The sequence below is a fragment of the Nitrospira sp. genome (assembly GCA_029194675.1).
GTDB lineage: Bacteria > Nitrospirota > Nitrospiria > Nitrospirales > Nitrospiraceae > Nitrospira_D.
The window spans coordinates 276,193-298,777 of sequence record JARFXP010000004.1; the positions used below are offsets into that span (position 1 = coordinate 276,193).

The 22,585-nt window shown below is 53.9% G+C and carries 16 protein-coding genes and 1 tRNA gene; 4 read left to right on the forward strand and 13 right to left on the reverse strand.

Annotated elements, in window-relative coordinates; translation table 11 throughout:
* Positions 1–4: 4 nt before the first annotated feature.
* The 7 genes from P0120_19845 to fmt form a co-directional block, all read right to left on the reverse strand.
* Complete coding sequence (locus tag P0120_19845) at positions 5–3,733, reverse strand: DUF6531 domain-containing protein (GenBank protein ID MDF0676563.1); 3,729 nt, start codon at positions 3,731–3,733, stop codon at positions 5–7.
* Positions 3,730–6,372: an IPT/TIG domain-containing protein gene (locus P0120_19850; protein ID MDF0676564.1), complete on the reverse strand. Its 2,643-nt coding sequence runs from the start codon at positions 6,370–6,372 to the stop codon at positions 3,730–3,732. Before P0120_19850 ends, P0120_19845 begins: the two co-directional genes overlap by 4 nt.
* Positions 6,373–6,588: 216 nt before the next feature.
* Complete coding sequence (pheT, locus tag P0120_19855; GenBank protein ID MDF0676565.1) at positions 6,589–8,301, reverse strand: phenylalanine--tRNA ligase subunit beta; 1,713 nt, start codon at positions 8,299–8,301, stop codon at positions 6,589–6,591.
* Between the two features lie 8 nt (positions 8,302–8,309).
* Positions 8,310–9,875, reverse strand: coding sequence for a phenylalanine--tRNA ligase subunit alpha (locus P0120_19860; protein MDF0676566.1), 1,566 nt, complete (start codon positions 9,873–9,875; stop codon positions 8,310–8,312).
* A gap of 10 nt (positions 9,876–9,885) precedes the next feature.
* Positions 9,886–10,587, reverse strand: coding sequence for a ribulose-phosphate 3-epimerase (gene rpe, locus P0120_19865; GenBank protein ID MDF0676567.1), 702 nt, complete (start codon positions 10,585–10,587; stop codon positions 9,886–9,888).
* Positions 10,587–12,008, reverse strand: a complete 1,422-nt coding sequence (gene rsmB, locus P0120_19870) for a 16S rRNA (cytosine(967)-C(5))-methyltransferase RsmB (GenBank protein ID MDF0676568.1) — start codon at positions 12,006–12,008, stop codon at positions 10,587–10,589. The genes rpe and rsmB overlap by 1 nt, the downstream gene beginning before the upstream one ends.
* 37 nt (positions 12,009–12,045) lie before the next feature.
* Positions 12,046–12,987: a methionyl-tRNA formyltransferase gene (fmt, locus tag P0120_19875; GenBank protein MDF0676569.1), complete on the reverse strand. Its 942-nt coding sequence runs from the start codon at positions 12,985–12,987 to the stop codon at positions 12,046–12,048.
* A gap of 87 nt (positions 12,988–13,074) precedes the next feature.
* Between fmt and P0120_19880 the strand changes: the two genes are divergently transcribed.
* The 4 genes from P0120_19880 (at position 13,075) to P0120_19895 (ending at position 16,559) form a co-directional block, all read left to right on the forward strand.
* Positions 13,075–13,151: transfer RNA gene (locus tag P0120_19880), tRNA-Met, on the forward strand.
* A gap of 365 nt (positions 13,152–13,516) precedes the next feature.
* Positions 13,517–14,515 carry a DUF4268 domain-containing protein gene (locus P0120_19885; GenBank protein ID MDF0676570.1) on the forward strand — a complete coding sequence of 333 codons (999 nt, stop codon included), beginning with the start codon at positions 13,517–13,519 and terminating at the stop codon, positions 14,513–14,515.
* Between the two features lie 185 nt (positions 14,516–14,700).
* On the forward strand, positions 14,701–15,909 hold the full coding sequence (locus P0120_19890) for a DUF262 domain-containing protein (protein ID MDF0676571.1): 1,209 nt from the start codon (positions 14,701–14,703) through the stop codon (positions 15,907–15,909).
* 23 nt (positions 15,910–15,932) lie between these two features.
* Positions 15,933–16,559, forward strand: a complete 627-nt coding sequence (locus P0120_19895) for a HEPN domain-containing protein (protein MDF0676572.1) — start codon at positions 15,933–15,935, stop codon at positions 16,557–16,559.
* Positions 16,560–17,495: 936 nt separating this feature from the next.
* Here the strand turns inward: P0120_19895 and P0120_19900 are convergent.
* The 6 genes from P0120_19900 to ftsH all read right to left on the reverse strand — a co-directional run bounded on the left by P0120_19900 (position 17,496) and on the right by ftsH (position 22,504).
* Positions 17,496–17,645: a hypothetical protein gene (locus P0120_19900; protein ID MDF0676573.1), complete on the reverse strand. Its 150-nt coding sequence runs from the start codon at positions 17,643–17,645 to the stop codon at positions 17,496–17,498.
* Positions 17,646–17,833: 188 nt separating this feature from the next.
* The gene (locus tag P0120_19905; protein MDF0676574.1) at positions 17,834–18,154 is read right to left on the reverse strand and encodes a HigA family addiction module antitoxin; all 321 of its coding nucleotides are present in this window, start codon (positions 18,152–18,154) and stop codon (positions 17,834–17,836) included.
* Between the two features lie 13 nt (positions 18,155–18,167).
* Positions 18,168–18,446 carry a type II toxin-antitoxin system RelE/ParE family toxin gene (locus P0120_19910; protein MDF0676575.1) on the reverse strand — a complete coding sequence of 93 codons (279 nt, stop codon included), beginning with the start codon at positions 18,444–18,446 and terminating at the stop codon, positions 18,168–18,170.
* Between the two features lie 590 nt (positions 18,447–19,036).
* Positions 19,037–19,846 (reverse strand): methane monooxygenase/ammonia monooxygenase subunit C, encoded by an 810-nt coding sequence (locus P0120_19915; protein ID MDF0676576.1) that lies wholly within the window; start codon positions 19,844–19,846, stop codon positions 19,037–19,039.
* A gap of 47 nt (positions 19,847–19,893) precedes the next feature.
* On the reverse strand, positions 19,894–20,523 hold the full coding sequence (locus P0120_19920; protein ID MDF0676577.1) for a hypothetical protein: 630 nt from the start codon (positions 20,521–20,523) through the stop codon (positions 19,894–19,896).
* A 175-nt stretch (positions 20,524–20,698) separates the two neighbouring features.
* Positions 20,699–22,504: an ATP-dependent zinc metalloprotease FtsH gene (ftsH, locus tag P0120_19925; protein MDF0676578.1), complete on the reverse strand. Its 1,806-nt coding sequence runs from the start codon at positions 22,502–22,504 to the stop codon at positions 20,699–20,701.
* Between the last annotated feature and the right edge of the window lie 81 nt (positions 22,505–22,585).

The window sequence follows — 22,585 nt, forward strand, 5'->3', positions numbered from 1 at the left end:
TGTATCATTGGCGAAACACACCAGTTGGAATATTCGGCCCACTCCCCGGATTTACAGGTGTAAGCACAATCTGGCCACTCGATTTATCGACAGACAAGTTAAATCTGCCTCCCTTTGTCTCACTACTAAAGGCAGCTTTCATTTCTTCCGCATTTGCGTAACCGTTCTGTTGTGCAATCCTGTTGGCCTCTGATGTTGGCAACTTTTGTAAATCGCCACGATTTACGTTCCCGCTGCCAGTTTGCCCTACTGTTGGAATATAGGGCAGAAACCCAGAAGGAACGTCACATTCGATAAACGATAAAAAGCATAACGGATTTTTCGTGGGGTCACGCATCCAATCTTTCTTTTCCCACCCCAGGGGATCGATAAATCGATTTGGATTATTCTGGACATAGGCATACACATTGAAGTCTCTACCCCCAAAGCCAAGCGGATCCTCCGCGATGAATCGCTGCACTCGTGGTTGATAATATCGTGCCCGGTAGTAGAAGAGCCCTGTCCCATCATCTTCCCGTCCGGTGTACTTATAACTGTTCGTACTAGCCGCGCCGGTCTGACTGACAACCCCAAACGGCTCATACGTATATTGAGTTTGAAGTGTGCCAGTATTGTCTCCAAGTGCAACCGTTGAGCCGAGTGCGTCGGGAAGAAGCGCCCGTGCTCCAGCTCCGTCCGTCCTGGTGAAAAATTCATCAATTCCCAGGCCGGTGAGCAAATTTGCCGTCACCGTCCCGCCATTCTTTTCCTGGACTGGGTTGAGCCCATCGTACACAAAGTTGGTGGTGGTGCCGTTGATGGTCTTGCCCGTGCGCCGGCCAAAGGAATCATATGTGAAGGACGCGGTGACTCCAGGACCACTGATCGCCGTTAGCTGATTGCGTGCGTTCCAGGTGTAGGTTGTAGTGTTGCCGCCCTGTGTCACCGTCGCTAAGTTGCCATTGAGGTCATAGGTCTCCGTACTCGCGCCGAATGTGGTTTGTTGATTGTTCGCGTTGTAATTCGTCGTGGTAAGCACAGGTGGAAGGTTGGTCCTCGCGAAGGTGCCACCGGTCTTAATCCTGTTGCCAGTGGCCTCATAAGTATAGGCCAAGTCCCCGAGAGTCGTGGCGCCTTGCTTATAGGTCAGGCTGGTGAGCTCTGAGGCCGCATTGTATGCGTAGACAATGCTATTCGTGTTGGGCAGGGTGAGACTGGTTCGCCGCCCAGCGATATCATAGGCGATCGAGGTCGTACTCGTTCCCTGCTGGACTTGGGTGAGGCGGTCAGCGTTGTCGTAGGTATAGGTGACTTGCGTTTGACCGACCACCGTCATCGTGGCTCGACGGCTGGCATTATCGTAGGTGTAGTTCACCGTGCCTTCAGGGGTCACTTCCTGCGTGAGCCGATCCAAGCCATCATACGTCCTGGTGATCGTCGCCGTGACGGTGCCGCCTGAATTCTTCTCTTGCACTTGCGTGATCCGATTTCCAGCATCATACGTGTAGTTCGTGCTGGTGCTGTCCTGAAATGTCGCCTTCGTGCGTCTGTTCAACAGATCATAGGTATAGGTGGTGGTCTGATTCTTCCGGTCGAGGACCGTCGACACATTGCCGTTATTATCGTATGTGTAAGTCTCCGTATTGAGCAACGCATCTTGTCGCGTCGCCAGACGATCCATGTTGTTGTACGTGTATGTGGTCACCTGGCTCTTGGCATCCGCCACCGTCAGCAGATTGCCGTTGGGATCATATGCCAACTGCGTCTGGCCATTGAGCGCGTCGATAAGCTTCGTGACACGATTCATGGTATCCACATCATATCGAGTCTGATTCTTGTTCGGATCGGTGAGCGCCAGCAATCGGCCTATGGCATCGACAAACCGCGTGGACGTACGGCTCAGGGGATCGGTCGTGGTGGCGAGATCCCCCTGTGTATAGGTCAATGTAGTGGTATTGTTCAAAGGATCGGTGATCGTGAGTGGCTGGCCTTGAGTGTTCACGGTGAGGGTGGTGATTTCACTCAGGGCATTTGTAATTGCCGTCAGATTGCCTTTTGAATCGTACCCCAACGTGGTCGTGTGATTGAGCGGATCGGTGATCGTGGCCACCTGGTTATACGTCGACTCGTAGGTAAACGTCGTCGTGACGGCATTCGGCGTGGTCGCCAACCGCGTGACGGTCAGAACATTGCCCTTCGCGTCATAGGTGTACGCCGTCTTGCGATTGAGTGCGTCCGTCACGCTCAAGATTAAATTCGACACGGCTTGTCGCTCATAGGTGAGCGTTTGAGCTTCGGGCTGGCCGAAGGCCGCCGTATCTGTGAGCGCATATCCGTCGCTGTTGAAGGTGACACGTCGCACGACATTCCGAGGATCTGTCACATCGGTCTGTGTCACCTTGCCGCTCCCATCCAGCGTATAGGCAAACTGAAAGGTGGTACTGTCGGCTTGCGTCTGCGTGGCGACACGCCCATTGGCATCGTAGGTGTTCGTCAAATAGGTAATGTTCTTGGGATCCTTGATCGTCAACATCCGATGGCCGGCGTCGTAGGTATATTCGGTGATTCCATTGGCTGGATTCGTGACCTTCCACAAGCGACCGCTGGCATCATAGGTGTAAGTGACAGTGCGTCCGGCATTGTCGCTCACCTGCGTGATGCGGTTGCTCGCATCATACGTGAACTGGAGAGACTTGCCCGATGGGCTGAGGACATTTTTCAACCGACCCAGGGAATCCCGAACCAGCGTGGTGAGATTGCTGTTACGATCTTCAATCTCCGTGAGCAAGAGTTGCGGATAGGCCGTCATCGACGAGAAGCGATAAATCGTGCCATCCTTACGGCGAAGACTCCACCGTTGTCGCCCGGCATCCCAGTTCAGCGTGGATTGCAGCGCAGCGCTCGGCGAGTTTTGATTGACCAAGGACGCCGTGAAACAATTGGTGCCGCTCGTGCGGGTATACGTCTCGCGTGCGCCGTCAGGAAGAATTAACTGCATGACGCTGCAATAATCATCCCGCGTCAACCAGATGTCATAGGGGTGGGTCGCTCCGATTCCAAAGGGGCGCGATGCCGTATCATTTTGACGATAGGTGCGGGTGAGGATCAGTGGGATGAGATCGGGAATGGCCAAGTCGATCTGCTCCATGATGAACAGACCCGTCGCGAGCTCGACTGGATCGCCAGCACTTTTCTTCTCCCCATCCTTAGCCTGTTGCGCTGGAGGATCAGGTGCCCAATTCGGTGGGTTGGGATTATTGACAGGGTGAACCGCTTGATCCCAGATATCGTGAAAGGCTCCTTTGGCAGGATCCCAGTAGCACCAGGTCGGGAGTGGATTTGGCGATTGGGTATTCACAATAATGTTCAGATTCAAATCTCTGATCAATGCTTTGTAAAATGATCCGTCATTGGGTAGATGATCGGGAAACTGTGAATTACATTGTTGGATGATGCCACTAATAGAATTCCAACCTGGTGGGATAGTCGATGTGATATTGTCTGGTGGCCGCTTGAAGAATCCGATCGCATCGTAACCGGAATTACACCCGGCCGGCCAGCTCGCTGTGAGATTTCCGGCTTGACCAGAGACATTCACACTTCCTGACTGGCCACACTTTAAAATGAAACCGCTACTGATACTTTGTCCATTGACAGTCGCCCCTTCGCTTGCCCATCCGGTAGCTGGACTACCGAGCTGACACACGATGCTCAGGAGAGTCCGCGCATAGACCTCTGTCCATTTCGTATTCATGGGTTCGTCACCTGGAGGTTGAGACTGCCGGTGGCCGTGGTATTTGGGTTGATCGTGACGGTATAGGTTCCAGTTGTGGCGAGCGTCACGGTCGGCAGATTGAAGTTTGCGGCCGAACTCCCTCCACCGGTTTGGAAGGCACCGGTTGGCGTGTACAGATTCACCGAGATACTTCCGAGTCCACTACCCGTGATTCTGACCGTCACCTGCTGACTCGCGGTACCCACAAAGGTGTAGCGAGCGTTTTGTCCGGCACGGCCGATAGTGATTGGAGTCGCGGCGGCATTAATCGTTACCGAACCCGTCACTTCGGTGGAGAGCGTCAGCGTCAGGTTACCGGTGTACTGCGCGGCGGGGTTCACCGTGACCGTATACGTCCCGGTGGTCGGGAGGGCAGTTGGAGTATCGAGGCTCCCACCACTGGTGCTGATGGTTGTGTAATTGAGCTGGGTCCCGTCCGGCTTCCAGAGGGTGACGGTGGCCGAGGTGATGGTGACACTCGTCATGCCAAGACTGACCCATTGTCCTGCTGTCCCCGTAAAGGTGTACCGCGCATTTCGGCCGATCGGAGTGATCGTGGTGGTGGTCGGTGTGCCGTCCAGATTGAGTGTGCCGGAGAGATAGGACATCAGTGTAAGGGTGATATTCCCGGTATTTGTTCCAGATGGATCGACCACAAGGGTGTAGGTCCCGGTCGTCGGCAGGGTGCTGGGTGGTTCGAGTCCGCCGCCAGCTGTGCCGATCGTGTTGGAGGCTAAGGTAGTTCCGTCGGGCTTGAGGAGCGTGACGGTGCTAAAGGCAATCGTCACCGACGTGAAACCGATACTCACCCACTGCCCGCTAGTTCCACTGAATGTATAGCGCGCTGTTTGACCCGCCTTGGTGAGACTGATTGGCACTGAAGCGCCATCCAACGTCACGGTGCCTGTCAGTGGCGATGTGAGGGTGAGAGTCATGCTGCCGGTCGCGAGGCCGGATGGATCCACCACGATGGTGTAGGTCCCGGTGGTTGGTAAGGCAGTGGTGGGATCAACGCTCCCACCGCCGGTTCCGATAGACGTTGATATGAGCTGCGTCCCATCCGGCTTCAGCATCGAGACGGTACTGGAGTTGATGGTCACGCTGGTCATACCAAGATTCACCCATTGGCCAGCTGTCCCGGTGAACGTATAGCGGGCACGCTGACCGGGAACGGTCAAGGTCGGAGTGACCGTGGCTCCATCGATCGTGATCGAGCCGGTGACATCCGGAGTTCCATATAGGGTGAGTGTCATGTTGCCAATCCCCAAGTTCAACGGGTCGACGAGGATGGCGTATGTGCCCGTGACCGGTAGTACTTGGCTATCTAGCGCACCACCTCCGCTCGTGATGCTGGTCGGTTCGACCAAAAAGCTGCCATCTGGCTTGTATATGGACACATTGGATGAGGGAATGGTCACACTGGTCACACCGAGACTCACTGTCTGACCCGCGGTCCCGGTGAAGGAATACCGCGCGTTCTGGCCCACTCGTGTAATGGAAAAGGAAACCGGTGATCCCGCAATCGTAATGGTGCCGGTCAGTTCCGTCGATAGAGTCAGCGTCATGCTGCCTGTGTAAGTGCTAGTCGGATCAATGACGATGGCATAGGTACCAGTCACCGGCAGTACTGGCGAGTCCAATACGCCTCCCCCAGTACTGTACGTGCCGTAATTCATCAGGGACCCATCTGGTCTATACAAAGACACCGTACTGGAAGTGATGGATACGCTCGTCATACCAAGGCTGACTCGCTGTCCCGCCACTCCATCGAAGACGACCAGTCCGACTTTGTTTGCTGTGCTGATCGTGGCGGTCAAGGTGCTCCCGCCCACGACGATGCGACCTGTATATTGCACATCGGCAGAAGACACACCCGAGGGGGTCACGAAGAATTCGTTCGCGCTGAGAACGTTTCCATTCACTGTCGTCACACCAATCTTGCCGGATTGAGCGCCTACAGGCACGGTTGTACTCAGGGAGGTAGACGACGCCGTGGCCACCACTGAGTAGGTGGGACTGAAGGTTACCTTGTTCTTGGTAGGCGTGGTGTCGTAGCTCGTTCCTGTGATCGTCACGGCTGTGCCGGCAGTCCCGACCGACGGTGAAAAATTGGAGATGGTTGGGACAGGACTTGCCCCGACGGTAAAAGACGTGGAACTGGTGACGGTGGTCGCTCCGACTGTGACGCTGATCGGACCGGACGTCGCGCCGCCGGGGACATTGGCGGTCAAGACGGTCGTGGACGCCGTCAGGACGGTCGCGGTCGTGCCGTTGAACTTGACGGTGTTTGAGGCTGGTGTGGCGCTGAACCCGGTGCCGTAGATGGTCACTGTCATCCCGACCTGACCAGAGGAAGGTGTGAACTGGATAATGGCCAGGGTCGAAGAGGATTGCCGCGTGATGCCAGTCAGATTGCCGACGCTATCGTAGGCATACATCGCCGTGTCGCTGGCTGGATCGATGACCGCCATGAGGCGGCCCGCATCGTCATACACGTAGCTGATGTCGGCGGCGACTCCGGACAGAATGACGAGGCAGGTCAGGGCAAATGCCGTAGCGGCGACCAGCCCTCGACGCTTCAGTGACCGCCACAGACACCACAGGGTCGCGTGCATCATCACTCCGGTCTCACGTTTGTGATTTAGGAACCGAGTGCTCTCTCAAACTACGCGGGTAAGACAGTCGCGGTAACCATATACGGGTGAGACTCTACGGAATTCCTGAAAATACGCAAGTCAGAAGATGGCCTTATACCATACCAGGCCATTTGGTCCCATGAGGAGGGTTCGCCTCCGATCGAGTGCCGCGATGCAATTTTGAGAAGGGTTTTCGACTCAAGAAGCTAGCTGCGACAGGTTCACATCGAAGGCGACGACCGGCATGGCGATCTGCCAACGTTCGAGGACTTCAGGATGGACTTCGCCGATGACGCCGACGGGCTTGCCTGAGACGAGAATCCGGCCGGCTCGGCCTTCTAGGAAGGACGGATGCTGCATTGGCTCCAGACTGTACTCCTTACCGAGGTAGTAAAACAGGACATCGAGACTGGAATGGATTTCTGAGAAATGGGTGGTGGCGTGAGCGATCAAGGCGCCCAAGACGGTTTCCGTTCGAGACCCCAACTCATGGGTTCCGTCGGGAATCGCCACATCGCCCGCTTCGAAGAGCCGATGGGGATAGAACGCCCGGCTCGAGGCCGCTTCGATGCGCAGCAAAGAGGGCAACATCCATTGTCGGAGGCAAGAGAAGCTCAAGGACATGACATTGTCGACCTCAACCATACGTCCCCATTCCGTTCCCTCCAGACGCATAAGACGGGAATAATGATCCGGTGAGCCGAGAATGTTCGAAATGATTTCTTGAAACCCGAGCCCCACCATCAATTCTCGGGATCGATCGGACAGCTGCTCAATGGCGGACAATCCGCCCACCGTAAATTGCACCGGCATGACAGGGGTAAACTCGGCATAGCCACGGCTCATCGCAACGTCTTCGACCACATCCATCGTATGCATCAAATCGTGCCGGTACGGCGGGAGTTTTGCCTTAACCGATCCCTTTTCTGCCGACACGCCGTACCCATACGCCTCAAGCGCTTGCTTCACAACCGTCTCGCCGAGTTCCTGGCCCAGCGCCTGTTCAATCGCTTTGATTCGAATCGTTTTTGGCTTCCCGAAATCTTGAGGTGTTTTCACCCGTTTACCCAGGATCGTGCTCGTCGGATACTGTATTTCCACCGGCTCAATGGTTGCGCCACGGTCGGCCAAATTCGCCGCGAAGATGTTCAGCACAAGCATCACCATGCGCAGATCTGTCCCGGTCACCTCGACGAAGAGTTCATCATCACCTACCCGTACTTCTCCGATTTCCCGGCTGTTAATGATCGGCGGGAACGATAACGGCTGATTCTTCGCATCGCGGAGAACAGGCAGCAGGCTTTTTACGGCCAGGATGTGGCCATACTCCAATCCCTTGGGGTGAACCATGAGAATTTCCGAGAGGGTCATCGTCGTTTCCATACCCAATGGGGTAAACCGCACCTCATCCGGGTTCACAAGCTCATAGGTAATGGGAAACGTGACCCTGGGCAATTGATAGATCCCTATGGAGACGGTCCTGCGCTTGCGCCCAAAGATGTCGGCCAACTTCTCCTGCGTTTGAATCAGCTGAGCCAAGCCTTTCTCAGTCACTCGATACCCCTTGGCCGTACAGGCTGCCACATATGGACGTACTTGCTCCATACCGGGTTTCACGATCAGATAATGCAGCGACCTCGGTTTTTGAACGAAGAAAGCATAGGGCGTCAGCCCGCCTTGTTGCTTAATGCGAATTTGTCTGGCAATTCCCTCGCAACACCAGAGGTCCGGCCGATTGCTATCTTGTAGTTCGATGCGCAGCTCTCCGGTTTCAGGGTTGTGCCCCTTCAACTCGCCTTTCACGAGCATGAGCCACTCCTCCAACTGAGCCATCGTGATGCCACGGCCGGCACCGCGATCACTCGTGAGAAGCGATTCCAAATCGTCTTTAAAAATAGTGATCGTGGGCATGAGCGCAGTTAGAACAGTCCTCTGGTCGTGCGGATCAATTCCAGGTTGTCGGTGAAGAGTTCACGTATGTCGTGGATGCCCAACGCCACCATCGCCATGCGATCAAGCCCCAACCCCCAAGCAATGACCGGCACCGTAACACCGAGCGGCAGGGTCACTTCTGAACGAAAGAGACCGGCACCGCCGAGTTCGATCCATCCCAAGCGTGGATGCCGCACATGCAACTCGACCGACGGTTCGGTGAAGGGGAAATACGCCGGCACGAACTTCAGTTCCTTGGCCTGGGCAACTTCGTGGGCAAACAAATTCAGGAGCCCCAACAGCGTCCTGAAATTGATGTCTTCTCCCAGCACGATCCCCTCCACCTGGAAAAAATCCGTTGCGTGGGTGGCATCAACCTGGTCATATCGAAAACACCGGGCAATCGAGAAATACTTCCCGGGAATGTTGGGAGAGGCGGCAAGCGTTCGAGCCGAAACCGCCGTGCCCTGACTCCGCAACACCAAACGTCTGGCCCGGTCAACATCGAAGGAATAACCCCACCCCGTGGAACCAGTTTCTGCGCCGTTCTCATGCACCTTGGCAACACGCGACAAGAACGGCTCGTCCACGGCGGTAGTATGACTGGGCTCCTTGACGAAATAGACGTCATGAATGTCCCGGGCAGGATGGAATTGCGGCATGAACAGGGCATCCATGTCCCAGAACTCCGTTTCGACCAGCGCTCCCCGCATCTCTTGAAACCCCATGCTCACGAGTTTAGTTTTTACGGTATCGAGAAATTCGCGATAGGGGTGCTTCTTCCCGGTTCCGATGCGAGGCGGGCGCAGACTGATCGTGTACTTTCTAAATCGCTTCTGACGCCAACTCCCATCCTTCAACAGGTCGGGAGTCAACTGCGATACCTCCTCAGCCACGCCTTGCTTCAGCAGTTGTTCCGCCGCGCTTGCGCCATCCGTAGATAATATGAATGAGCGGGCCGCTCGCTCGTCTATCCGAAACGGCTCTTTGGCATTGCCACGTTTCACGGCAAAGTCTTCAATGACCTGTCGATGGGCTTCCGTGAAACTCTTCAGCTCCTTCGGCGAGTGATGTATTTCTCCCAGGAGCGTTCGGAGTGCCTCAGCCGTAGGACTCTGGCGTCCGGTCGTTTCGACACAACCTCCTTGAATGATCAGGAGCGCCCCTTCCTTCTTGAGTCGTCCAACGGCTTTGCTGACATCGGAAGGATCTAGTCCTCCTTGGGCCTGAAGATCGGGAATGGTCAGTCGCGTCCCTGTGCCGGTTGCTTCACGCGCGGCAGCCAGAACTCGCTCGAGAGGCGAAGCAGTCAGGTAATACTCCTCCCCAATCTTCGTCAGCGACACCATGGGAGTCACAGTCTCTGTCTGGATTGCGATCAGCGATTTGGCAAGCAGCCATTCCACGGCCATGCTGAGTTGGGAAGGCTCTAATTCAGCGGCTGCGGCCAACTGCTCGCTGTCCAAAGCGGTTCCAGGCGGCCCTGCACCCAACGTCGTGAGGACTTTGATTTCGAGGGGATGAAGGCTGTCGATGACTGTGGAGATGTCCACCCTCAATGGCCTATCGATTGACCGCTGCGCGGGGCGCCGGTTGAACGACCGTCTCTGCGACTGCTCGCATGGCGGCGATCGTCGCCGTATAGTCGTGGTGAGAAAAAATAGCTGAGCCTGCTACAAGAGCCGTGGCGCCGGCAGCCACGATTTCCCGTGCATTGTCCACCTTCACGCCGCCATCTACTTCAAGCAGGGCCCGGCTGTTGATCCTGTCCAATAGCGTCCGGGCTTCGGCGATTTTCTTGAGTACCGATGGGATAAATGTCTGCCCACCGAATCCTGGATTCACCGACATGATCAACACCAGATCGACATCCCCCAAGATCTCCTGAAGCAACGAGAGGGGAGTGGCAGGATTTAACGTCACTCCGGCCTTGACTCCCCGTTCCTTAATCGATTGAACCGTCCGGTGAAGATGTGGACAGGCTTCAACGTGAACGGTCAGATAATCAGCGCCTGCCTCAGCAAACTCAGGGATGAAGGCATCGGCGTTGGTGATCATCAAATGAACGTCGAGCGGCAGCTTGGTGACCTTTTTCAGACTCTCAACAATGGGCGGCCCCACCGTCAGGTTGGGAACGAAATGACCGTCCATCACATCGACATGCAGCAGGTCGGCACCCGCTCGCTCCACTGCGGAAACCTCGTCGGCCAAGCGCGCGAAATCCGCAGAAAGAATCGAGGGCGCGATGTAAATCGGATGACCCATCACTCGTTCCTCCGCAAGCGGACGGCATAAAAACCGTCCATCCCGAAGCTATTACCCATAGTGGAGAGCGCCCCTCGGTCTGTCACAAAAGGAAGCGCGATGGTGGGAAGCCACGGAGCCACGGATTCACGCATCCATCCAGGATAGGCCTGGCAAAAACGGCTCACGACCTCTTCGGTTTCTTCCGTTTCGGTTGAACAGGTACTATAGACCAGCACTCCACCGGGTCGCAAGCAAGTAGCCACCGAGGCAAGGATTTCGGCTTGAAGCTTCTGGTGCCTGGCGAACGCCAAACTGTCCTTCCGCCATTTCGCTTCAGGATGTCGACGCAACACGCCCACGCCGCTGCAAGGGGCATCCACGAGGATGCGATCGAACAACGGTCCATCACGAAGGTTCGATCCCTGCGCAATCACTCCAGACCATTCGGACGGGTTTCTCACATCGCCGACGATCGGCACGACGCTCTGAACGTACAATCTTCCACAATTTTGTCGCAGCAGGTCTATCCGGGAAGTCTTTCGATCCACCGCGTAGATCGTTCCGCGATCGCCCATGAGTTCGGCAAGGTGCGTCGTCTTGCCGCCCGGAGCGGCGCAGGCATCCAGCACGATTTCGCCCGGTTGGGGATCAAGGATCGGAGGAATGAGTTGAGCCGCCTCATCTTCCACGTAGAAATCGCCCGCCTGGAACCCCGGCAGCGACGTGACATCCTGGCCTTCTTCCAGCACGACTCCTACCGGGCTGAAAATGGTAGGGCGGGCAGTCACTCCTCCTTGTCCCAAACGCTCCAGGAACTCTTCCCTGGTTAGTCGATTGGAGTTCACCCGAAGCGTGACGCTCGGAACCCTGTTGCTTGCTCGACAAGCCGATTCTGCTTGCTCAAGTCCCATACGATCAAGCCACCGTTCCGTCAGCCGTTCAGGGATTCCATAGCGGATGGACAGAGATCGAGCCGGGTCTACGGCTGGATCTGGAAAAGGCGGCGCCGGTACACGAATGAGGGTGCGCAGGACTCCGTTCACCAACCCACTCCAATCGCGTCCCAGTTGTTTGGCGTAGGATTTGGCCAGCCGGACGGATTCATTCACCGCTGCTGAAGCAGGGATGCGATCTAGAAACAACAGCTGATAGGCGCCAAGCCGCAACAGCATTTGAACGACGGTAGGCAATCTGTGGAGAGGCTTGGAGAGTACTGCGTCGAGTCTCCAATCGATCGTCTCTTGCCGCCGTAAAACCCCATACACCAGTTCCATAATCAACGAACGATCACGTGGCTGCGACACCGATGCGGCTTGTTGTTCGATCAACTCATCAAGTGCGTGGTCAGACCGCCGACTCGAGAGAAGGATAGAGAGGGCGACCGCTCGCGATGACGGTCCCGGCGCATTACTGTCCACATTTCGTTCGTGGGCTTTCATCTGATCTAAGAAGTGAAAACGGTTGTGAGGAAAAGGATTATGCGACCGATGAGCCCAGTCGCATACCGACCGTGACCTTATGTCCAGTCAGGAATTGTCCGACCAACATGCGTTTCGAGTTGGCAGTCTGAATTTCACGTATCTCGAGAACACCTTCGCCCGTCGCTACTAGAATTGACTGTTTATCGACAGTAACGATCGTTCCAGGCTTGTCGGTGGTCGTGCTGGTGCTTGGAACAGCCTTCCACACATTCCACCGTTCTTCGCCGAAAAATGTATAGGCTCCAGGCCATGGAGAAAGCCCTCGCACTCGATTGGCGAGCGCCGTTGCTGTCATCGTCCAATCGATCAGGCCGTCCTCTTTATTCAAGAGCGGCGCCAAGGTCGCATGCCCATCATCTTGCTTCATCGGTATCAACGTTCCGGCTTTCAGTTGTGCGATCGTGTCGACAAGCAGTCGCCCACCCAACTCCGCCAGACGAGGCGCCAATGTTCCTGCCGTGTCGTCAGGCGAGATTTCCAACTTCTCCTGAAGCAGCATCGGCCCCGTATCCATTCCTTCATCCATTAACATCGTGGTAATACCGGTTTCGGTCTCACCATTGATGACGGCCCATTGCACAGGAGCTGCGCCACGATATTTCGGCAGCAGCGAGCCATGTACATTCACACAACCCATCGGCGGAAGGCGAAGAATCGGTGTATGCAGAATACGTCCGTAGGCTGCGACGGCAATCAGATCCGGCCGCCAGGTAGAAAGGGCTTGCAAAAATTCCGGTGTGCGGATCTTCAGCGGCTGCAAAACAGGAATTCCGGCACGCTCTGCCACCAGTCTCACGGGCGGAGCGACGAGCTGATGCCCTCGCCCTTTCGGCCGATCGGGCTGTGAAATCACTCCAACTACCTGGTCATCAGATCGGAGGAGTGCTTCGAGCGACGGCACGGCGAATTCCGGTGTACCCATAAAGACAATACGCATGCCATCGCTTTAACATCGCAGTGGAGAGAATGCAATCGTGCAACACCTCAACTTGACTTGCCGTTCAGCCCTTTGTTAGCATTCCACCGCGGGGTGGAGCAGCCTGGTAGCTCGTTGGGCTCATAACCCAAAGGTCAGAGGTTCAAATCCTCTCCCCGCAACCAAATCTTACTCTTCTCGTCTTTCTCTTCAGCCTGATTCAATACCACTGCAACGGAACCAGCGGACTTGTCCGTTCGAAACCCATTACATAAAAACGAAGGGGGCTGGCTCGGATCGGAAGGCTATGGGGTGCGTCCTCTCAAACGCCTCTCTAGAAGATTAGGAGCCGCGGACCGGGAGAGAGTGCCCGGCGGTCGGTCATCAGCCTAGCGGCTCCAGACGGAAACTTTACCCTGTCCATGGAGAATGAGAAAAGGGGTTGGTGTTGATATGGATACTGGGTGTCGAATGCGGATGTTATTTGAATCCATACCCAGGTTGCGCTACTGTTTTCAATAGCTTAGTACACATATCGGAGCCTACACACATGACCACTATCAACCTGGGGCGGCTTCAAAGCGTAGACCTGCGTGAGGCTTGGACATCCGAGACCAGTGACTTCACACCGTGGTTGGCTCAAGAAGAAAATCTGAAACTACTTGGTGAAACGATCGGGATTGAATTGGAACTGGATTCACAGGAAACCGAAGTTGGGCCGTTTCGTGCCGATATTCTGTGCAAGGATACCGCCACCGATAATTGGGTCTTGATCGAAAACCAGCTTGAGCGCACCGATCATTCACATCTCGGACAGTTACTCACCTATGCCGCAGGGCTGAATGCCGTTACCATTGTGTGGATTTCGGAACGCTTTACCGAGGAACACCGCGCAGCCTTAGATTGGCTGAATGAACGCACCGACGAAAAAATAAATCTCTTCGGGCTCGAAATTGAGTTGTGGCGGATCGGCACTTCTCCAATTGCTCCAAAATTTAACATTATCAGTCAGCCAAACGATTGGTCGCGCACGGTCAAACAAGCCGCCGTTGGAGGGGGCGAGGTTTCAGAGCACAAACAGCTTCAACTTCGTTTCTGGACGGAGTTTAGGAACTACATGGAGTCTAAAAAGAGCTTCGTGCGTTGTCAGAAGCCATTGCCTCAACATTGGACCAACCATGCGATTGGCCGATCAGGCGTACATCTCGCTTCGATTCTCTCGATTTGGAATTCTGAAACAAATGCGAAAGGGGCAGAGATTCGCGCTGAGCTGTACCTGGACGGGCCGAATGCGAAGCAGGAATTTGCGTTGCTAGCAAAGCAGAAGGATTCCATCGAAACATCGCTAGGCTTTTCGCTCACATGGTACAACCCTGAAGGCCAAGCAAGCTGCCGCTTGTACACGAGACAGAATGCCGACTTTCTGGATGAAAATTTATGGCTGCAACAGTTTGAATGGCTACGACAACGACTCGAAATCATGCATAAGGTGTTTGCACCTCTTGTTAAGAATTTGAAACAAGAGCCGGAAGACCATAGAATGGCCTGAGCACCGTTTATGCCTCAGATAGCTGATTGACCGCTCGCTACCAATCCTCGTGGGGCAATTCACATCATCACAACCATGGTCACCGATGGGGGGATAATGCTCTTGTCTTCGACAACAAGAGATTGTTCCTGAAATGCACTCCCCATTTCTTATCCGGCTAATTGTGCGCAATAGGAGAATCCGCGATGACGAGGAAAACAGTGAAGCCCGAATCTCAGGCCGCCAGAACGCTAGTGACTGAGCCTTATGACGAAGACCTACAGTGGGATGACGAAATCCATCAGGATATTTCACCTGGCGGGGAATCTGAAGTTGTTGTTTATTCGCGCGACTGGACCATTGCAACAATCATTCACCAGATTGAGCAGAAGAACATTGATTTAAACCCAAAATTTCAACGCCGTAACGCATGGAATGACGATAAACGAAGCATGTTAATTGAATCACTTATCGCGGGGCTTCCTGTGCCCGAAATAGTATTAGCCGAAGATCCCAATAAGCGGAAGGCATTTATTGTCATTGATGGGAAACAGCGGCTTCTAACAATCGCAGGGTATGTGGACCCAACAGTTGAATATTGGGGAAAAGCCGAACTAAAGAAGCTACAGCTTCGCAAGGAGTTGAATACAAAGACCTACGAGCAGCTTAAATCTGAAAACGCTTTAGCGGATGAATACAGAGAATTTATGAACGCCGATGTTCGTTGCACGATCATTTCTAATTTCAAATCAGACGACACCCTCTACGACATATTCTACCGCCTAAACACCGGTTCGGTACCTCTTAGCACGCAAGAACTAAGGCAGGTCCTGCACAAAGGACCTTTCGCCGACTACCTGATTCAGATAACGAATACGACTGAACCTTTGCATCGTATCATGAGGCTGAATGGCCCTGACACCCGGTTAAGGGATGTCGAAATAGTGCTGCGCTTCATAGCAATTGTTTTGTTTGGCCCTGAATACGAAGGCAACCTAAAAAAGTTTCTTGATGAGGCGATGAAGAGAGTGACTACCGATTGGACAAGATTAGAGCCAATTGTGGCAAAAATTTACAGCGACATGAATTGCGCAATTACTAATCTCGTTAAAGTCCTTGGCGAGAAAGCTGTGGGAAGGAAGTTTGTAGATGGTGATTGGGAAGGGCGATTCAATCGGGCTCTTTTTGAGGTAGAGGCATTCTATTTTCGGCTAATTCCTGATGCCAAGATCGCTGGTGGAAAGCGGAAGTTTGTTGCGGGTCTACAAAAGCTGTTTGATAACCCAGAGTTCAGGGCTTCAGTCGAAGCTACTACTAAAACAAAAGATCGCTACGAACTGCGTTTTCGTCGTTTCCAAGAACTTGTGAACGCATCATTTGGTACCAACATTAACGAACTCCCCATCGTAGCCTAATTACTCGCTCTATCGGAGTTGCTATGGTTGACGTGAATGCGCTTCACGGGGAGCTGACGAGGTATGTTGGTGAATTAGCTGCAAAGTTTGTCAATCAGTACATACCTGCCAATCCAGAGACTTCTCCTGACACCTATGCCCATGATGTCAAGGCGTACTGCATACTCGCGCATGCGGCGTTTGAAGACTTTATTGAAGAAGTTGCTCTGAGTCTGACAGATTACGCCGCAGAACAGTATCGTTCCCAGCGAAAAATAAGTGATGTAACCCTCGCTCTCCTTTGTCGGTATGGCGCTAAGCTGAAAATCGACGATGATGAGACTTCTATTGAGATAAAACCTTTCGATTATTTAAGGAACCTTGTCGAAGAAGCAAAGACATCCTTTTCTAAGGAAATACATAAGAATCATGGCGTATCTATCCTCTATCTTAGGAGTCTGTTAATACCGGTTGCTATTGAAATTACGCAGGACGCGAATCAACTGAACTCTCTAAGGAAGCTCTCAGAAGGACGAGGCGCGTACGCTCACAAAGCCCGAGTGAGGAGTGTCCTAGCTCCCGAAGATGCAAAGCGATATGTTGAGGATGTTCTGGCTCTTTGCGATGATGTGCGGGCAAAGGCTGTGTCAGAAATCGCACGACTTCAATAAACGCTTGAGATGGGTTTACATCCATCCCGCACATCCCCGATCTAGCGCGGAGATTTACGCAGTCAACGCGATGGTCACCGAGGGGTTAAATCGTGACCGAATTGACCCCCAGCAACAAGGGGGATGAAGGAGGTTTCCGTACTACGAGATGCTTGATAATCTTCAGACAGTAAATCTATTCGCATCGCGGGATACTGCGATCGCATTCGGGATGGCCGAAGCCGAAGGTCAGAATGTGCGTATCCACCTGGACAGTGCGACCCAACAGTGTTAGACAAAGCACCCCGATAGCCAGAGAAGACCATCCCACCATAGACCAGAAGCGTCTCATGTGTCTCCCTAAATTGTCGTGAATTAACCAGTCCTCACCATCAGTTTAGGAATTTGAATGAAGTTGTCAAGAATTCCATGGAAATGCTTCGATCTACTCTATTGCGGTGTGCGCCTCGATTGCTCTCTGCAACTCAGATATGGGTTCGTCATATTCGTGTCCCAATCGTGCGTTGAGTGGAAGAAATCTGTATGCACGGGGGCGGTCCCATGGGAAGCGAGTGGACTCCAGTGCAGAGGGAAACCGTTCGGGAAGGAAGGCCGTGGGGGGATCTCCGGGGCGGCGGATATGTTCCTGACTTAAAACGAGAGGACAATCGGTCGATCAAGAGCTTGTCTCATATCGCAAATCAAGCTACCTTCGCCACTCCTCGCGCGGGAATTCATGCCGTCAATGGGATCGTCAGCGAGGGGTAAAATCGTGACCGAATCGCCTCCCCGCAACCAACTCTTTCCACGGATTTTCCCAATCCCCCGACGCAATTGGGTTACGGCGCAGGCGCTTCAGTTCACACCAATGAGGTGTGCGCACAAAAAACGGCCCGGAACCCCTTGATTGGAGTTCCGGGCCGAATGCTCACCCCTCTAACAGGACCGTTTAGTACCTTAGTACCCGGTCTTGGCTCCCGTGCCCACCTGGCTGGGGAACGGATCCAGGATGCTCTTTGGCGCGTTGTTCCAGATCACGTCCGCCAGATTCGACATCCGGCTCACGATCTGCGCCGCCATGCCCCAGCGGCCCCGAACAACCCGCACTAAGAGACGTCGGTGCCGACACAATGCCAACAGGCTATGACACGAATGAGGATAGGTCAGGTAAGTTGCCGACGGAATTCCTAATCAGGGGGACACTGTATTCGAAGGTATCACCCACTCACACAGGAGCTTAGAGCGAAGAGAGCAGTTGAGACGGTGATCATTGCAGCAACTCTCTGGGAGCGTTATCAAGCAGTCACGAGTGCTTCTCTCCGTTGCTCGATATGCTTCCTGACTTTCACCGACAAAGCTTGTTCGGCAAGCTGCAGCTCATAGGTCTTCTGCAGATTCATCCAGAATTCCGCCGTGGTGTTGAAGAACGTGGCCAGACGCACTGCGGTATCTCCGGTGATGCCACGCTGCCCTTTAATAATTGCCGTAATTCGATTCGCCGGCACGTCGAGGGCCTTGGCTAGTGTGTTGGCATTAATCGGCGGATCTGATGGCTTCATGAACTCTTCCAGCAACATTTCACCTGGATGAATTGGTCGCATGCCGTTTTTTGTCATGATGTGCTCTCCCTCAGTGGTAGTCGGTGATCTCCACGTCGTGGGGACCATCAGCCATCCACACAAAACAAATCCTCCACTCATCGTTAATTCGAATACTGTGTTGTCCGATCCGATCCCCTTTTAATTTTTCAAGTCGATTTCCTGCCGGTGAGAGGAGATCTTTCAGATCAGCCGCGTTGTCGAGCATCGTGAGTTTCCTCTCGGCCACCTTTCTAAAACTGGAAAACTCCTTCACAGTCTTTCCGGCGAAGAACTGTTCCGTCGTCTTGTCGCGAAAACCACGAATCACCAGACCCAGCCTATCATACTTTTATGCTTTACGTACAGCGTATGCGCTCAAATCGCGCCAAAGAGCGTCGCAAAGGATAGAATTCATAGAAGTCATTGCACCAGATAGAAAGCTGCACGGTCATCGATTAACTTGTAAAAACGAACACCCGGACGAAAGATCAGGTATTCAGAAACTTTTTCTGACAGTCTCATAACCCAACGGTCAGAGGTCCAAATCCTCTCCCCGCGACCAAATCTCATCTTCTTACCTCTTCTCGACCACCAGTAGTGTCCCAACGTTTGTATCATCAATGGACGAAACATGTTAATTGGCTTGATGTTCACAGATTCACAACCTGTTGCCGACTTCAATCGAGCGCCGAAATGCGTACCTAGCCGAATCAATCACTTGCGATATGCAAATTGGCATTTTTTTAACATTGGGACACTACTGCTCGACCACTTCAATTAAACATCAACCCCTGCAAGTGAACCAACGGACTCGTCCATTCGAAACCCATTACATCAAAAAAGTAGAGGGCTGGCTCGGATATCCGAACCAGCCCTCTAACTGCGTCCCCTGGGAGAGGGCTACAGATTTATGGTCTTTTAGTACCCTGCCTTGGCGTTGGGGTTCACCTGGCTGGGGAACGGATCCAGGATGCTCTTCGGCGCGTTGTTCCAGATCACGTCCGCCAGATTCGACATCCGGCTCACGATCTGCGCCGCCACGCCCCCGGCCGCCCCGAACAAGCCGCACCAGCCCAACGTCACGAAGCCCCAGTGTAACGGCGCCGAGAACAGCTCATCCACGAACCAGAACGCATGGCCCCACTCATTGAGTCCCACGTTCGGCAGAATGAACATCGGCCCCACCACCGCCGCCACCAGCGCAAAGGAGGTCGCCTGGTTATAGAGCGGCAGCCGCGTCTGCGCATACAGATAACTGGATACGCCGCACGTGATGTACAACGGGAACGTCCCGTAGAACGCCACAATGTGGCTCGCCGTGAAGCTCGTGTCCCGGATGATCACTTGGTGCCACGCCGCATCCTGCTCCAACGTGTAGCTGCCTGCGTAGTACACGCCCCAGATGTAACAGGCCAGCCAGCCCATCCAATAGAAATACCGCTTCAACTCCAGTTTGGGGTCGAGATTGGCCAGGTTGCGGTCTCGGGTGGTCCAGATCCACCCCACCGACACCGCAAAGAACAGGGCGTTCGCCACAATGTTAAATCGCCACAGCCCCATCCACACGGAATCGAATTCCGGCGTCATCGAATCCAACCCGTGCGAGTACCCAAACGCCCGTTGATACAGAACCCAAAAGATGCCCATCATCAACATCGCCGCCCACCCGATCTTCCACGGCTTCGAATCGTACCACTGCGAAATGTCATACCCTTTATCGCTTGCCATAGTGTGACCTCCCTTGTGTTATATGAACCTCCGTATCGACTGGATCTTCACGAATGGCTGGAGATCCGCCAGTTCCTCCATCGCTTTGATTTCGACAGCTCATAGCCAATCAATGCGAGGAGAAGGATGACGGTCAGCGGCCCGATCGCTTTTCGGGCGATCATCGCGTAGTCGATCTGCTGTACCCGCAACAGATAGGACGAAGGGCTGAATCCTTCCGGCGTGATAATGACCTTATAGATACCCTTGGCCAGCTGAGCTTCGCCTCTCACCACTCCATCCGGATGGGTCGCCGGAGGCCAGTAGGCCACCGTCTCATCTTCTGCGGTCTCGCTTAGGCCTCTCACGACCCGTACTCCCACGGGCATGTTGCGCAGACCAAAATCGACGAGATCAACCACAAGGAAGGTGTCTCCCTCACCAGGAATGTCTGTGCAGTACTGGGCTCTCGCCTCATGTTGCGGCTGATAAGCGTTGAAATGGACGAGGTTTCCTCCGACCCGTCGGACACAGCTATCCTCCTCAATCGTCACATTGCCATGAGCGCCTGCTAAGCTCGGTAGGAGGATGGTAAGAAACAGGACGAGAACACCGATGACTGGATGGGAAAGAGCCTTTCGTTTGGCTCTCAGCGTACTGAAACTCAATACGATCACTGCAACAAACAACGTCGTCATAACCCTCACCTTCCACGAAGAGCATACTCCTCGATATATGAAGGGCACATTAGAAATTCATGAAGAATTCTTCATGATCCCGCATATCTGAGCGTGTATCTAATTTAACTCATTCACTGTCAGGCATTCCCATGACACCGGCTCACATTGCAAGAGTCGGCATGTCCCTCACCTGTCAGGCAGAAACCATCGGAGAAGACCGTAAAATAATCTGCTCGATTTCCAGAGCATCCAGCACCTCTTTTTCCAAGAGTGCTTCCGCCAGCGCCTTCAACATCACCATCTGTTCGGTCAGGAGTCTTTTGCTCCGCTCGTAGCTTTCAGTGACGAGACGTTTGATTTCCAGATCGATCTCCAGTGCCATTTCATCACTCAAATCACGCCTGGTCCCAAAGGAGCGTCCCAGAAACATCGACTCCTCGTTCTGCCCGAACACCAGCGGCCCAAGCTTTTCACTCATGCCCCATTCGCAGACCATTTTTCGCGCAAGAGCCGTCGCACGCTCCAAATCGTTGCCTGCACCGGTCGTAACGTGCTTGAATGCCAGTTCTTCGGCCACTCTTCCGCCCATGAGAATCGCCAACCTGTTGTACAAAAATTCTTGGGAATAATTGTGGCGATCGTTGGTCGGCAACTGCATGGTCACACCTAATGCACGGCCTCTCGGAATAATCGACACTTTGTGAACAGGATCGGTGCCCGACAGCAGTTTGGCCATCAAGGCATGGCCTGCCTCATGATAGGCAGTGACCCGCTTTTCCTCGTCCGTGAGAGTCATGCTCTTGCGCTCGGCGCCCATCAAGATCTTGTCCTTTGCCATTTCGAAGTCTACGGTTCCGACCTCGGTCTTGTTCCGACGAGCAGCCCAGAGCGCAGCCTCATTGACCAAGTTTTCCAAGTCGGCGCCTGAGAAACCGGGAGTCCCTCGAGCAATCTTCTCCAGTTCTACGTCGGCTGCAACCGGTACTTTCTTCGTATGCACCTTAAGAATCTCCGAACGACCTCGCAGGTCAGGATGATTCACCATTACTTGCCGATCGAACCGGCCGGGCCTAAGCAGAGCCGGGTCGAGCACATCCGGCCGATTGGTCGCTGCAACCAGGATGACGCCCTCCGTCGTATCAAATCCGTCCATTTCGACCAGCAACTGGTTGAGCGTTTGCTCGCGCTCATCATGTCCACCGCCAAGGCCTGCCCCCCTTGACCGTCCGACGGCGTCGATCTCATCGATGAAAATGATGCAGGGAGCGTGTTTTTTCGCTTGTTCGAACAAATTACGAACGCGAGAAGCCCCGACCCCCACGAACATTTCCACAAAATCCGAACCGCTGATGCTGAAGAAGGGGACTCCCGCCTCTCCGGCAATCGCTTTCGCCAATAATGTCTTTCCGGTTCCAGGCGGGCCCACGACCAAGACACCCTTGGGAATGCGCCCGCCGAGTTTCTGGAATCTTCGCGGGTCCTTCAGAAAGTCAACCGTTTCCTGGACCTCCTCTTTCGCTTCATCAATGCCTGCCACATCGGAAAAGGTCACCCTTTTCCGCTCATCCGTCGGCATGTGGGCTCTGCTCTTCACGAGGGACAAGGCCTCGTTCCCAACCTGCATTCGGCGCATGAGAAAGAACCACAAGCCGAGCAAGAGAAGGAACGGCCCCCAGATCATGAGAAATTGGACATACCAGGGGCCTTCGCCGGATGGTTTGACTTCGATCTGAACATCTTTTTTCCGCAGCACCTGGATGAGATCAGGGTAGTCCGCCGAGTAGGTTCGAAGCCTGGAATTATCCTTCAGCACAGCGGTGATATGATGTCCCTTGATGATGACCTTCTCGATACCGCCCTTTTCGAGTTGGGCCATGAAATCGCTGAAAATGACCTCTTCCTCTGACGCACGTGTGGGCATATTCCATAGGTTGAGGAGCAATATCATGGCCAAGCCTGACACCGTCCAAAACAATACTGTGTGAATCTTGCTTTTCAATGGCAGCCTCTCGCGATGATCCGTCGCATCAGATAACTTATCTATGGGAAGCTCTTTCCCGGAGTTTGAAGATCTGTGTGA

Bases quoted from the DNA above. Each gene is read 5' to 3' on its own strand.
- P0120_19905 (MDF0676574.1), bottom strand. From the start codon at position 18,154: ATGACAAAAAACGGCATGCGACCAATTCATCCAGGTGAAATGTTGCTG.
- rsmB (MDF0676568.1), bottom strand. From the start codon at position 12,008: ATGAAAGCCCACGAACGAAATGTGGACAGTAATGCGCCGGGACCGTCA.
- pheT (MDF0676565.1), bottom strand. From the start codon at position 8,301: ATGCCCACGATCACTATTTTTAAAGACGATTTGGAATCGCTTCTCACG.
- P0120_19885 (MDF0676570.1), top strand. From the start codon at position 13,517: ATGACCACTATCAACCTGGGGCGGCTTCAAAGCGTAGACCTGCGTGAG.
- P0120_19845 (MDF0676563.1), bottom strand. From the start codon at position 3,733: ATGAATACGAAATGGACAGAGGTCTATGCGCGGACTCTCCTGAGCATC.
- P0120_19920 (MDF0676577.1), bottom strand. From the start codon at position 20,523: ATGACGACGTTGTTTGTTGCAGTGATCGTATTGAGTTTCAGTACGCTG.
- P0120_19895 (MDF0676572.1), top strand. From the start codon at position 15,933: ATGGTTGACGTGAATGCGCTTCACGGGGAGCTGACGAGGTATGTTGGT.
- P0120_19850 (MDF0676564.1), bottom strand. From the start codon at position 6,372: ATGATGCACGCGACCCTGTGGTGTCTGTGGCGGTCACTGAAGCGTCGA.
- rpe (MDF0676567.1), bottom strand. From the start codon at position 10,587: ATGGGTCATCCGATTTACATCGCGCCCTCGATTCTTTCTGCGGATTTC.
- P0120_19890 (MDF0676571.1), top strand. From the start codon at position 14,701: ATGACGAGGAAAACAGTGAAGCCCGAATCTCAGGCCGCCAGAACGCTA.
- fmt (MDF0676569.1), bottom strand. From the start codon at position 12,987: ATGCGTATTGTCTTTATGGGTACACCGGAATTCGCCGTGCCGTCGCTC.
- P0120_19915 (MDF0676576.1), bottom strand. From the start codon at position 19,846: ATGGCAAGCGATAAAGGGTATGACATTTCGCAGTGGTACGATTCGAAG.